We start from the raw sequence: 12,220 nt of genomic DNA on the forward strand, positions 1-12,220 counted from the left end.
CGCCGCCGCGGCGCACCCAGGCGGCGGAGACGGCGTCCGGGACGCCGTCGGCGCCCGGCGCGCCGGGCCCGTCCGGCCGCTCGTCGCCGGAGACGTCCGTCTCCGGGTCGCGGACCGACAGGACCCGCGTCGCCGTGTCCACCCCGCCCGTGCGGGCGGTCCCGGATCCCGGTTCCCTCGTCATGCCGACGCGCGGATCCCGTGAACCGCCGTCCTCGTTCCTGGATCCGGGAACCGAACCCTCGCTCCCCGACGTCGGTTCTGCCGACGACTCGCGCTGCTTCGACCTGTCGGGGGACTCGCCCGCCACCGATGCCTCCTCATGCCGCACGACGTCCGTGCGGTCTACCGAACAGTGAACCGCCGCCCGCGACCGCGCTCCAGCGCGCTGTCCGAACCATGTACCAGTGTCCTGTGTGTGGACCTGACCGACGTGGTAGACGAGAACGACATACCTACCGGTTCCCTTACAAACAGGTCACGCACCCTCGACAGACCAATGTGAGAGGGGTCACCCTGTCTGTCATCCACGCGGGGAGGCATGGATGGGCAGGAGCCGCAGAACAATTCCGGAAGAGCTTCTTCTGCTGGCGTTGGACCCGGCCACGGGTACCACCGCACAGCCGCAGTCGCTCGACCTCGGCCTGGCCGGGGCGCAGCTAGTGGAGCTGGCGCTGGCCGGACGGATAGCCCCAGACGGGGATCGTATCGCCGTGGTGGCACCACGGCCGACCGGAGATCCGACTCTGGACTGCGCGTTGGAGCTGCTGCGAAGGCGCGGCGCTCCGGTGCGGGCGGTCCACTGGATCGGCGGGCCCCGACTGGGGCTGCGCCAGACGTACCTCTCGCATCTGGAACGGTGCGGCATGGTTGCCGCCGTGCCGGGTCAGATGTGCGGAGTGCTGCCGACGACTCGCTACCAGGCGACGGACACCGCCATCAGCCGGGAGATCAAGTCCCGGCTGGATTCCGCGATCCGCACCGGCGTCCCGCCGGACCCGCGGACCGCGGCGCTCGCCGCCCTGGCACACGCGGTCGGTCTCGGCAAGCACCTGTATCCGGGCAACGAGGGTCGCTCCTCGCGCTCCCGGCTGCGGGATCTGATCAGGCACGACCCGATGGGCGGTCTCGTGGCGCACGCCGTGATGGACGTCCAGAACGGCGCGGTGGCACAGCCACGTCGCAACCCGGCACCGGCCGGGCCGACCAGGCCGTCCGCGCCGGAGCCCGCCCGCGGTGTCCCGATGCAGCCGCGCCGGGGTTCGATGGCGCGCGTCGTGGCGCACTGAAGCCAGAGTTCCACGGCGTCCGACAGCGGGACCCGTCACACAGTTCCATACGCCGTACCCGAGTCCCCATGATCCGGTTCGGGAGCCGCCGGTCCGCGCGGGCGGCGGGATCGCACGCAGGCCGTCCACGAGGGCGGCCCGCGGGAGGTCCCGCCGACCCGCGCGGCCGCATGGGCGCTCCCGGTGTCCGGATTCGGCCGTGACGGTACGGGTCGTCATGGTCCGGTCCGTCCGCCGGATGGTCACCCGGTGCCCTGAACTGGCGTGTACGCGGCGGATATCAACCGTTTCCCAGCGGTAGTGAGCACCTTGGTGGCAGTCTGCTCAACAGCAGATACGCAAAGTGGCAGGTATGTGGCACGTAGCCGGAGGTGCACGTCTCGTGGCGTCCAATGTCAATCCCACCGTCCGGCGACGGAGGCTGGGGCAGGAACTTCGTCGGCTGCGCGAGATCAAGGGCATGACGGCGGAAGAGGTCGCCGAGCGCCTGCTGGTCTCGCAGTCGAAGATCAGCAGGCTGGAGAACGGCAGGCGCAGTATCAGCCAGCGCGACGTGCGCGATCTGTGCGGGGTCTACGAGGTGGAGGACCACCGGATAGTCGACTCGCTGATGCAGATGGCCAAGGACTCGCGCCAGCAGGGCTGGTGGCACTCGTTCGGCGACATCCCGTACAGCGTCTACATCGGTCTGGAGACGGACGCGGCGAGTCTGCGGGTGTACGACCCGCAGGTGGTGCCGGGGCTGCTGCAGACGCGGGAGTACGCCGAGGCGCTGATCGCGGGTGCGCTGCCGGAGACGGCGCCGGTCGACGTGGAGAAGCGGGTCCAGGTGCGGATGCGCCGGCAGGAGCGGATCACCTCGCCGGAGAACCCGCTGCGGCTGTGGACGGTGATGGACGAGGCGGCGCTGCACCGCAAGGTGGGCAACGGGGCGCTGATGCGGGCCCAGTTGGACCTGCTCGTCGAGCACTCGCAGCTGCCGCACGTGACGGTGCAGGTGATCCCGTTCGACATGGGCGCGCACCCGGGGCTCAACGGCCAGTACGCGATCCTGGAGTTCCCGGACGCGGCGGACTCCAACGTCGTCTACATCGAGGGCGTCACCAGCGACCTGTACCTGGAGAAGGCGAACGACGTCCAGAAGTACAGCGTGATGTACGAGCACTTGAGGGCGCAGGCGCTCAACCCGGACCAGTCGCGGCAGTACATCGCGGACGTCGCGAAGACGTACACGCGGTGAGGGACCCCCGGTCGCCGGGAAGGTCGGGCACAGTACACCTTCCCGGGGCCGGACCGGAAGACCCGCTTGGAATATGCCATCCGGTCGAGTGAATAGTCTCTTCGTAGACCAGGGAGTGCTAGTAGCTTCGAATCACGCCAGCGAGCACGGAGGTTGGCGTAAACCGCGGTGTCGGTTTCGTCTCGGACCCGGCGCCCGGTGACAAGCAACTCACCAACTGGCAATCCGGAGCAAAAATGGCAATTCGTCAGGGCGCCACGGACACGTGGACCAAGTCGTCGTACTCCACCGGCAACGGCGCGTGCGTCGAGATCAAGTCCCCGCTCGTCGCGGCGATGGCCGTGCGCGACTCGAAGGTGACCGACGGGCCGACGCTGGCCTTCCCCGCGGACGCGTGGAACACGTTCGTCGCCTCCGTCAAGGGCTAGGAAGACGGCGCTTCACGCTTCCCGGCCGTACTCCACGAGCACAACTTCACACACAGCACAGCACGAGCCCTCTCGACCAGCCCGCCGTCCTTGCCGAGGGGGCTCGGCCTGTGCCCCGGGGGCCCCTCGCGGAGGGCGAGCAACGTGCGCGACGCTCCGGCCCGGCTGCGGGCAGCGGTCAGCCCCCGGCGACGAACGCCGTGAACTCCGCCCACCGGTCCCGCCCCACGGCGAGGGACGGTCGGGACACGTCCTTGGAGTCCCGCACGCGGACGGTTCGTTCGGAGACCACGGCGACCTCAACGCAACTGTCGCCCTGCGCACTGCTGTAACTGGACTTGAACCAATCGAGCCCGGACGTGCTCATAGCGCTCCTCGCGTCCGCTCCAGGAGGCCCACGGAGTCCTTCGGAGAGAGGGCCTGCGAGCGCAGTCTCGCATAGCGCATATGCAGTCGGCTGACCTGTTTCGGGTCAGTGATCAAGCGGCCGTTCTCCTGCCCTTCGGAGTACCCGCGCCAACTGCCGTCAGAGGTCTCCAGCAGTTGGATCGACCCCGCCATGCAGGCGTGATGCTCAGCGTTCGCAGGCATGATCTGAAGCGTGACGTTCCTCGGCGCGACGACCCCCAGGACGTGGTCGACGAGATCCCGAGTCACGTCGACGCCGCCCAGGCGACGAATGAACACCGCCTCTTCGACGATGAAGTCGAAGGTCGTGTTCGGACGTTCCACCAGAAGCCTCTGCCGGTCCAGACGCGCCTGGACCGTCGCCTCCAGCACGTCGTCCGACAGAGGGGGGATGTCGTTCTCACAGAGAGCGCGCATGTACCCCTCCGACTGCAACAACCCCGGTACCAGCCTGCATTCGTACGTGCAGAGGCTCACCGCGACCTGCTCCAGGCGGGCCCAGCGCCGGAACCAGGCCGCCAACCCGGCCTCGCCCCGGGTCAGATGCCGGGAGGCCCTCCGCAGGGCCCCCGTAGACCCCGTCGCCTCCTCGGCCCGCCGCACGAAGGACTCGTCCGGCATCCTGCGCCCCAACTCCACCGACTCCACGGTGTGCTTGGAGAAACGCACCAGCTCCCCGAACTCCGCCCGGCTCAGCCCCGCGTGCTCCCGGAGCGCCTGGACGACGGCGCCGAAGGTCCGCAGGCTGTCGGAGGGGTCGGGCTCCCGATCCGTCTCGCAGCCCGTCACGTCGTCGACGCCGTCACTCGCACCGACACCGTTCGCCATACGCGGCCACCTCCAGGTACGTACGCGCGCCGTTCCCGACGACCTACTCACCCAGCGTGACGGGACGGGTGACCCTTCGTCCACTGACCGCGTCCTCACGTTGACGTCCCGGCCCGCGCGCGGCGACCCGTGCGGGGTCCGGTAGCCCGGGGCCCGTACCGGAGCGGGACATCTCCGTACGGTCACCCTGCGTACGGCCTCGTCGCTGGAACGCGCCCCCGCGCGCCCGTCACCGTGGTCCGCATGAGCGCAACCACCCCCCAGGTCCCCGCCGCCACGCGGACCTTCACGCAACTGCTGTCGTCCACCCGCCGAGGAGCGCGCCTGGCCCGGCTGCTCACCACGGAGCGCTGCCGCGCCTGGGAGGCGCCGGCGGGCGTCACCGAGCACGCGGAGCAGGTCGTCGCCGAACTCGCCGCCAACGCCGCGTTGCACGGCCGGGTCCAGGGGCGCGACTTCCGCCTCACGCTCACCTTCGACCGGACGGCCGACCGCCTGCACATCGCGGTCACCGACGCCCGCGCCGATCTGCTCCCGACCGTCCCGGCCGAGGCGGCGGCGGAGGAGGCCGAATCGGGCCGAGGACTGCTCATCGTGGCGGCGCTGGCCGACGACTGGGGTACGGAGTCCTACCCTCCCTCCGGGAAGACCGTGTGGGCGGTGATCGGCCCGCGCGGCGGACGTCACCGGCCGGGGTAGCGGTCCGGGCCGGGCCCCGCCGAGGTCAGCGCAGGCGGTCGACGTACCGGTCCGTGCCGGGCACGGTCGGGATGAACGGGGCCACCAACTCCACGCGTCCCAGGCCGGTTTCGGCGATCTGCGCGTCCAGGCCGGTGAAGTGGGACTCCCAGCACTCGCGGGGGTCGCGCTCCAGGAACCAGAGCAGGGTCAGGCGGGTGTCGACGCCCTCCACCTGCTTCACGTACGTCATGCGGTCGCCGGGCAGCGGGGTGGGCCGGAAGACGGTCACCAGGGCCGCCGGTGAGCCCGCGAGCCGCCTCGGCAGGCCGCGTGAGCGCAGCCACTCCAGCAACTCGACGCGTTTCTCCGGGGTCTCGGCGTCGATCACCTCCAGGACCAGGCCCGCGTAGGGGTGGTCGAGGGCGTGCAGGTCGCGGGGGCCCGCCGCGCCGTCCCGGTAGACGGTCGCCTCGCGGTCCTGGAACGCGGTGAAGACGTGGGTGCGCTCCTGGTGGACGCGGGCGTCCCGGTTGAGGCGGCGGTTGATCGCGACCGTCCACTTCATGTGGTCGGCGTGACGGCCCTCGGTGATCCAGTAGGTGGAGAGGTAGCAGCCCGCCGTGACCGGCTGGGCGATCGCCGACTTCTCGGGGTAGCGCAGGAGTTGCAGGTCCCGGGTGGCCACCCAGCGGCGTCCGGCGTACATCCAGGGCATCGCCATGGCGCCCGCGTAGTAGTGGTCGTCCTCGTACCAGCGGTTGTACGCGTACTCGTGGCCCGGGTGGGGCTCGACCATGGTGATCAGGGCGTGCCCCGGACGCACTCCGTACGGTCCGACGGCGGCCAGTTCGCCGTAGGTCTCGCTGCGGGTGTCCTCGCTCATGCGGTTCCCCTTTCTCACGGTCGCCCATACTCTGACGCCCCGTCAGTTAGATGGCCAGGGCCGAAGGGCGCCCGATCCGAGGGGGTTTTCGATGTCGCTGCTCACGGGCAAGACGGTCGTGGTGACCGGGGTCGGCGCGGGGCTCGGGCACCAGGTCGCCGCGGCCGTGGTGCGCGACGGCGGGAACGCGGTGCTCGGGGCGCGCACCGAGGAGCAACTGGCCAAGGGCGCCGCGGACATCGACCCCGAGGGCGCGCACACGGCGTACCGGTCGACCGACATCACCGACGAGGCGCAGTGCGGGGCGCTGGCCGCGCTCGCGGTCGAGCGGTTCGGGCGGATCGACGCGGTGGTCCAGGTGGCGGCCTGGGACAGCTACTTCGGCGGTCTGGAGGACGCGGATTTCGCCACCTGGGCGTCGGTGCTCGACGTGAACCTGCTGGGGTCGCTGCGGATCGCGCGGGCGTGCCTGCCGGGGATGCGGGCGGCGGGCGGCGGGTCGGTGGTGTTCATCGGGACGCAGTCGTCGGTCGCGGCGCCCTCACAGGTGCGGCAGGCGGCGTACGCGGCCTCCAAGGGGGCGCTGACGAGCGCGATGTACTCGCTGGCACGGGAGTTGGGCCCGCTGCGGATCCGGGTCAACACGGTGCTGCCCGGCTGGATGTGGGGGCCGCCGGTGCGGGCGTACGTCCAGTTCACCGCGGCGACGGAACGGGTACCGGAAGAGGAGGTGCTCGGTCGGCTGAGCGCGCGGATGGCGCTGCCCGAGCTGGCGACGGACGGGGACGTGGCGGACGCGGCGGTGTTCCTGGCGTCGGACCGGGCGCGGGCGATCACCGGTCAGTCGCTGCTGGTCAACGCGGGTGAGCTGATGCGGTAGGGGCGGTGGCGCGGGACACCGCCCGCCATTCACACCCATGAACACCGGCCATCGTCCGGAACATTTTTACGGTCTCTTGACCTTCCCCTTGCTTGCCGTGAGCACGTCACCCCACCCAGAGTTCACATGCCCGAACCGGCGGCTGAACCTGGAAGGGGACCCATGAACAGTCTCGACTGGGCTGTGCTCATCGGCTACTTCGGCGTGATGATCGCGATCGGTGTCTGGTCCCACAAGCGGGTCGACGACGTCAGCGACTTCTTCACCGCCGGTGGCAAGATGCCCTGGTGGCTGTCCGGCATCTCCCACCACATGTCGGGCTACAGCGCGGTGATGTTCACCGGGTACGCCGGCATCGCCTACACCTACGGCGTCACCTCCTTCGTCACCTGGTCCTTCCCGATCGCGCTGGGCATCGCCATCGGGTCGCGGCTGTTCGCGCCGCGCATCAACCGGCTCCGCTCCCGGCTCCAGGTGGCCTCCCCGCTGGAGTACCTGAAGAACCGCTACAACCTCGGCACCCAACAGGCGCTCGCCTGGAGCGGGATGCTGCTGAAGATCGTCGACGTGGGCGCCAAGTGGGCCGCGATCGCCACCCTGTTGTCGGTCTTCACCGGCATCTCCCTCAACCAGGGCATCCTCATCACCGGCGCGATCACCGCCGTCTACTGCACGATCGGCGGCCTGTGGGCGGACGCGCTGACCGAACTCGGCCAGTTCGCCATCCAGTTGCTCGCCGGGATCGCCATGTTCGTCGCCGTCGTGATGAAGCTGAACGACAAGGGCATCGGGTTCCTCGGCGCCTGGGACGAACCCGCCCTGCACGGCCACGGCAAGCCGCTGGTCGGCCCGTACGGGACGGTGTTCCTGCTCGCGTTCCTGTTCATCAAGCTGTTCGAGTACAACGGCGGCATGCTCAACCAGGCGCAGCGCTACATGGCGACGGGCAGCCCCCGCGAGGCCGAGCGCTCCGCGCGGCTCTCGGCGATCCTCTGGCTGGTCTGGCCGGTCGTGCTGTTCTTCCCGATGTGGATGTCGCCGCTGCTGGTGAACGCCAAGAAGCCGGACGGCTCCGACTCCTACGCCCTGATGACCGAACAGCTCCTGCCGCACGGCCTGTTGGGCCTGGTCATCGTCGGCTTCTTCTCGCACACCATGGCCATGTGCTCCTCCGACGCCAACGCGATCGCCGCCGTCTTCACCCGGGACGTGGCGCCGGTGCTGTCCCGGCAGGCCCGGGGCTGGAACGCGCGGTCGGGCCTGATCGCGGCCCGGGTCACCACCGTCGTCTTCCTCGGTCTGTCGATGGCGGTGGCGACGCAGGTCAACTCCCCCGCGTTCAAGGACATCATCACCGTCGTCATCAAGTGGGTCGCCGGTCTGATGGGCCCGATCGCCATCCCGATGATGCTCGGCCTGCTGCGCCCGTTCCGCCGCTCCGGCCCGACCGCGGCACTCACCAGCTGGTCCCTCGGCCTGCTCGCGTTCTGGCTGGTGAACTACCCGATCAACTGGAGCGTGGACGGCGGGGTCCCGCTGGAGTACCAGGTGTCGATCCCGCTGGCCGTCTCCCTGGTCCTCTACGTGCTCGTCGGCTTCCTGAAGCCGGAGGACACCCCGGAGCGGCTGGCGATCATCGAGCGCGTCAACACGGACGGCGACGCGGCGGCGGTCCCGGTGCCCGCGCAGGGCGGCCCGGCCGACGGGAGGATCGGCACCCGGCCCACGGACTGAGCCCGCCGCCCGCACCCGGCACCCGCCGTCCCGGCGACCGCCGCGCGGCTCCCGCCTCCCGCCTCCCGCCTCCCGCCTCCTGTCTCTCGCCTCTCGGCTACCGGCCCCTGGGGTAGCGGGCCAGCCAGCCGGGGGAGGCGCCCGCGGGTCCGTGCAGGGCGGGCCCCTGGGTCATCTCCATGGCGAAGTCGTCGGAGAGTTCCAGCACCGTGGGACGGCCCTCCAGCTCGGCCAGCCAGGCCGGGGGGAGGGCCGTCTCGCCGTGCAGGGCGCCCAGCAGCCCGCCGGTGAGGGCGGCGGTGGCCGCGGACGGCCCGCCCTGGTTCACGGCGAGGATCAGCCCGTGCCGGACGTCCGCCCCGACGAGCGCGCAGTAGACGGCGGCCGCGAGGACCCCGTCGGCGGTGCCGTCGCCGACGAGTTCCTCCACCCGGCCCGGGGACGGCATGCCCTGCCGGACGGCGCCCAGCGCGTGCTGGAGCCCGTCGGAGACGATCTGGTGGCCGGGGCGCGCGGACAGCAGCGCGAGGGCGCGCTGCACGGCGCCGTCGAGGCCCTCGCCGCGCGCCAGCGCGTGCACGACGACGGCGTACGCGCCCGCCGCGAGGAACCCGGTCGGGTGGCCGTGGGTCTGCGCGGCGCACTCCACCGCGAGCTGCACGACCAGTTGCGGCTCCCAGCCGACCAGCAGCCCGAACGGCGCCGAGCGCGCGGTGGCCTCCGGGCCCGGCTCGTTCGGGTTCTTCGGGGACTCCAGGGTGCCCATCCGGTCGTCGCCGAACCCCATCAGCAGCGCCCTGGTCGGCTCGCGGCGGGCGTACAGCCACTCCTCGCGGGCCAGCCAGCCGTCCTCCTTGCGGCGCTCGTCGGGGCCCCAGTCGCGCTGGGTGGCGGCCCAGCGCAGATATGCGCGGTGCAGATCGGTCGGCGGATGCCAGGCGCCGATGTCCCGGCGGACCTGGGCGCGGATCAGCCCGTCGACGGTGAAGAGGGCGAGCTGCGTGAGGTGGGTGACGGCGCCGCGTCTGCCGAACCCGGGGCCGAGGTCGACGAGGCCGTCGGCGCCGTACGCGGCCCGGATCTCGTCGAGGGTGAGCCCGTCGACGGGGGCGCCGAGCGCGTCGCCGACGGCGGAACCGAGCAGTGTGCCGCGCACCCGGCTGCGGAAGTCCTGCTGTTCGCTGCGGCCCCAGACGGCGCCGGCTGTCGCACCCACCAAGACCTCCCCAACGGACCCGCCCGCACGTACGACAGCTCAGCACTGTAATCGAACGGGGACGGTGGGTTGAGGGGTCAGGACGGTGCGGGACGGTGCGGGAACTGTGAGGCACGCGCCCGCGAACTCCCGCGAAACACCTGCTAGGCGGCCATACCGCCCGCCCGGCACCCCCGGCACCGCCCGGGACCGGGGGCCCGGAACGCGCGTTCGCACCCGGGACAGTTCTGCAGCGGATCGCGCCGGGCGGCGGCCGGGGAGCCCGGCGGCGCGCCGTCCGGTCCCGGCGCCGGTGAGCGGGTGGTGGACGCGGTCGGCCGGCGCTGCCCGATCCCGGTCATCGAGCTGGCCAGGGTGATCGGGCAGGTGCCGGTCGGCGGCACGGTCCGGGTCCTGGCCGACGACGAGGCGGCCCGCCTGGACATCCCGGCCTGGTGCGAGATGCGCGGGCAGCGCTACCTGGGCGAGGAGCCGGCGGACCGGGGTTCGGCCTATCTGGTCCGCCGGGTCTCCTGACGGCGTGCGGGGCGTGCCGCGGAGGTCTCGCCCCGCGGGCGGAGGGCGCCGCGGGCGCACCGCGTCCTAGCCGAGGTGCGCCCGTACCTCGGTGGCGGCCTCGTGGCCGTACGCCTTGGTGAAGCGGTCCATGAAGTTGGCGCGGCGGAGCTGGTACTCCTGGGTGCCGACGGTCTCGATGACGAGGGTCGCCAGCATGCAGCCGACCTGCGCGGCCCGCTCCAGGGAGACGCCCCAGGCGAGCCCGGAGAGGAAACCGGCGCGGAAGGCGTCGCCGACGCCGGTGGGGTCGGCCTTGCGCTCCTCCTCGGCGCAGCCGACCTCGATCGGGTCCTCCCCGACCCGCTCGATCCGGACGCCGCGCGAGCCGAGGGTGGTGACGCGGTGGCCGACCTTGCCGAGGATCTCCGCGTCGCTCCAGCCGGTCTTGGACTCGATGAGGCCCTTCTCGTACTCGTTGGAGAACAGGTACGTGGCGCCGTCGAGCAGGATGCGGATCTCCTCGCCGTCCATCCGGGCGATCTGCTGGGAGAAGTCGGCGGCGAACGGGATGGAGCGGGAGCGGCACTCCTCCGTGTGGCGGAGCATCGCCTCCGGGTCGTCGGCGCCGATCAGGACCAGGTCGAGGCCGCCGACGCGGTCCGCGACGGTCTTCAGCTCGATGAGGCGGGCCTCGCTCATCGCGCCGGTGTAGAAGGAGCCGATCTGGTTGTGGGAGGCGTCCGTGGTGCACACGAAGCGGGCCGTGTGCAGGGTCTCGGAGATGCGCACGGAGTCGGTGTCGACGCCGTGCCGCTCCAGCCAGGCGCGGTACTCGTCGAAGTCGAAGCCGGCGGCGCCGACCAGCAGCGGGGTGGCGCCGAGCTGGCCCATCCCGAAGGCGATGTTCGCGCCGACGCCGCCCCTGCGCACGTCCAGGTTGTCGACCAGGAACGAGAGCGAGACCGTGTGCAGCTGGTCCGCGACCAACTGGTCGGCGAAGCGGCCGGGGAAGGTCATGAGGTGGTCGGTGGCGATGGAGCCGGTGACTGCGATGCGCACGGCGTGGACTCTCCTGGGGGAGGTGGAAGGACAGTTCACGCTACCCGGTGGGTCCCGCCCGTTGAAGCGGCGAAAACTACCCGATAGTAGATCTTTCTCCGCAGCCGGGTCCGTGCCTACGGTTCCGCTATGACGAACCTCAAGTTCCACGCACCGTCCCCGGCGGACCTGGAGGGCGGTCTCGCCTCCCTGCGCGGCGACTGCGCCCGGATGGCGGCGGACTGGACGGCCCCGGCCAGGACCGCGACCCGGCCGGTCTCCCCCGCGCTGATCGGCGGGGTGGAGGTGCCGGCGGGTTCGGCCCGCCTCCTGGACTCCATGTCGGACTACGGCGACTGAGTCCCGCGCTCCCCCGTCCGGCCGAACGCGCCCTCCTCCGGGAGGGCGCGTTCCTCGTGCGGGCGCTTCCTTCGCACGAGGGCGCGTTTTCGGGGAACCGTGCGCTCCCCTGGCGCGTCCCATCGCCGTCCCTCGTAAAGAGGATGCGGGATACGACCCCGCGACCGCCGCCCTTGTCAGGGCCAGGTCAGGGTCGGAGGACAGTGGCGCAGCCGAAGGAGCGATGCGGTGAACACCGACCGACCCGACCACGACGACGAGACCGGCCCCGAGCGGCGGCCGGAGGCCGGTACGGACCGGACCCCCGCGCCGGGCCCGGAGTCCGGACGGCCCGACCGCGCCGGGACGGAGCCCGGCACCACCCGCCCCGCGCCGGAGGACACCGACAGCGCCACCGGCGAGGGCCCCTCGGGGACCGAGCGCCCCGGCACCGGCGGCGGCACCCCGGAGTCCGACGGCCCCGGCACCGGCGCCTCGGCGCCCGTCGAGAACGGGACCGCCGCTGCGGAACCCCCGGCCCCCGCAGACCTCTCGGACACCGCGGACCCCGCCGTCGAGGCCGCGCCCTCCGGTGCCGATCGCGGTCCCGCCCCTGGCCCCTCCCCCGCGTCTCCCGCCGCCGGGCCCGGTGCCTCCCGGGCGGCCGACGGCGTCGCGGCCTCCGGTGCCGTCCCGGAGGAGCCTGACGCGGCGGACGTCACCCCCGAGGAGGCCGCCGGTGCGGACGGCGGGGCGGC

13 protein-coding genes and 2 pseudogenes are annotated in these 12,220 nt (G+C 71.8%); 9 read left to right on the forward strand and 6 right to left on the reverse strand.

Annotated elements, in window-relative coordinates; all coding sequences use genetic code 11:
- Positions 1-184: hypothetical protein (locus tag GA0115242_RS42420; protein ID WP_237548844.1), on the reverse strand; the 184-nt coding region annotated here is incomplete at its 3' end.
- Positions 185-545: 361 nt separating this feature from the next.
- On the opposite strand from GA0115242_RS42420, the gene GA0115242_RS05080 reads away from it, so the two are divergent.
- The 3 genes from GA0115242_RS05080 (at position 546) to GA0115242_RS05090 (ending at position 2,957) form a co-directional block, all read left to right on the forward strand.
- A complete protein-coding gene (locus tag GA0115242_RS05080; RefSeq protein ID WP_093824925.1) occupies positions 546-1,289 on the forward strand; it encodes a GOLPH3/VPS74 family protein in 744 nt (247 codons plus the stop codon).
- A gap of 382 nt (positions 1,290-1,671) precedes the next feature.
- Positions 1,672-2,529: a helix-turn-helix domain-containing protein gene (locus GA0115242_RS05085; RefSeq protein WP_093824927.1), complete on the forward strand. Its 858-nt coding sequence runs from the start codon at positions 1,672-1,674 to the stop codon at positions 2,527-2,529.
- A gap of 236 nt (positions 2,530-2,765) precedes the next feature.
- Positions 2,766-2,957, forward strand: coding sequence for a DUF397 domain-containing protein (locus GA0115242_RS05090; protein ID WP_093824929.1), 192 nt, complete (start codon positions 2,766-2,768; stop codon positions 2,955-2,957).
- 178 nt (positions 2,958-3,135) lie between these two features.
- Here the strand turns inward: GA0115242_RS05090 and GA0115242_RS05095 are convergent, their stop codons facing one another.
- Positions 3,136-3,324, reverse strand: a complete 189-nt coding sequence (locus tag GA0115242_RS05095; RefSeq protein ID WP_093824931.1) for a DUF397 domain-containing protein — start codon at positions 3,322-3,324, stop codon at positions 3,136-3,138.
- The gene (locus GA0115242_RS05100; protein WP_093824933.1) at positions 3,321-4,193 is read right to left on the reverse strand and encodes a helix-turn-helix domain-containing protein; all 873 of its coding nucleotides are present in this window, start codon (positions 4,191-4,193) and stop codon (positions 3,321-3,323) included. The genes GA0115242_RS05095 and GA0115242_RS05100 overlap by 4 nt, the downstream gene beginning before the upstream one ends.
- A gap of 243 nt (positions 4,194-4,436) precedes the next feature.
- Here GA0115242_RS05100 and GA0115242_RS05105 point away from each other — a divergent pair, with 243 nt between their 5' ends.
- The gene (locus GA0115242_RS05105) at positions 4,437-4,892 is read left to right on the forward strand and encodes an ATP-binding protein (RefSeq protein ID WP_093824935.1); all 456 of its coding nucleotides are present in this window, start codon (positions 4,437-4,439) and stop codon (positions 4,890-4,892) included.
- A gap of 25 nt (positions 4,893-4,917) precedes the next feature.
- On the opposite strand, the gene GA0115242_RS05110 is transcribed toward GA0115242_RS05105, so the two are convergent.
- Positions 4,918-5,757, reverse strand: a complete 840-nt coding sequence (locus GA0115242_RS05110) for a hypothetical protein (protein ID WP_093824937.1) — start codon at positions 5,755-5,757, stop codon at positions 4,918-4,920.
- 91 nt (positions 5,758-5,848) lie between these two features.
- Between GA0115242_RS05110 and GA0115242_RS05115 the strand changes: the two genes are divergently transcribed.
- Together GA0115242_RS05115 and GA0115242_RS05120 are read left to right on the forward strand one after the other, a co-directional pair.
- Positions 5,849-6,637 carry an SDR family oxidoreductase gene (locus GA0115242_RS05115; RefSeq protein ID WP_093824940.1) on the forward strand — a complete coding sequence of 263 codons (789 nt, stop codon included), beginning with the start codon at positions 5,849-5,851 and terminating at the stop codon, positions 6,635-6,637.
- 162 nt (positions 6,638-6,799) lie between these two features.
- Positions 6,800-8,371 carry a sodium:solute symporter family protein gene (locus GA0115242_RS05120; RefSeq protein WP_093824942.1) on the forward strand — a complete coding sequence of 524 codons (1,572 nt, stop codon included), beginning with the start codon at positions 6,800-6,802 and terminating at the stop codon, positions 8,369-8,371.
- A 97-nt stretch (positions 8,372-8,468) separates the two neighbouring features.
- Here GA0115242_RS05120 and GA0115242_RS05125 read toward each other — a convergent pair whose 3' ends face one another.
- The gene (locus GA0115242_RS05125) at positions 8,469-9,587 is read right to left on the reverse strand and encodes an ADP-ribosylglycohydrolase family protein (protein ID WP_093824944.1); all 1,119 of its coding nucleotides are present in this window, start codon (positions 9,585-9,587) and stop codon (positions 8,469-8,471) included.
- Between the two features lie 261 nt (positions 9,588-9,848).
- On the opposite strand from GA0115242_RS05125, the pseudogene GA0115242_RS05130 reads away from it, so the two are divergent.
- Positions 9,849-10,103, forward strand: a pseudogene (locus GA0115242_RS05130) (sulfurtransferase TusA family protein); the annotation flags it as partial.
- A gap of 66 nt (positions 10,104-10,169) precedes the next feature.
- Here GA0115242_RS05130 and GA0115242_RS05135 read toward each other — a convergent pair.
- Positions 10,170-11,144 carry a carbohydrate kinase family protein gene (locus GA0115242_RS05135; protein ID WP_093824946.1) on the reverse strand — a complete coding sequence of 325 codons (975 nt, stop codon included), beginning with the start codon at positions 11,142-11,144 and terminating at the stop codon, positions 10,170-10,172.
- Positions 11,145-11,273: 129 nt separating this feature from the next.
- Here GA0115242_RS05135 and GA0115242_RS05140 point away from each other — a divergent pair, with 129 nt between their 5' ends.
- Together GA0115242_RS05140 and GA0115242_RS05145 are read left to right on the forward strand one after the other, a co-directional pair.
- Positions 11,274-11,483, forward strand: coding sequence for a hypothetical protein (locus tag GA0115242_RS05140; protein ID WP_093824948.1), 210 nt, complete (start codon positions 11,274-11,276; stop codon positions 11,481-11,483).
- Between the two features lie 228 nt (positions 11,484-11,711).
- Positions 11,712-12,220 (forward strand): annotated as a pseudogene (locus tag GA0115242_RS05145) (hypothetical protein); the annotation flags it as partial.

It is taken from the genome of Streptomyces sp. SolWspMP-5a-2, assembly GCF_900091845.1.
In the GTDB taxonomy this organism is placed as follows: domain Bacteria; phylum Actinomycetota; class Actinomycetes; order Streptomycetales; family Streptomycetaceae; genus Streptomyces; species Streptomyces doudnae.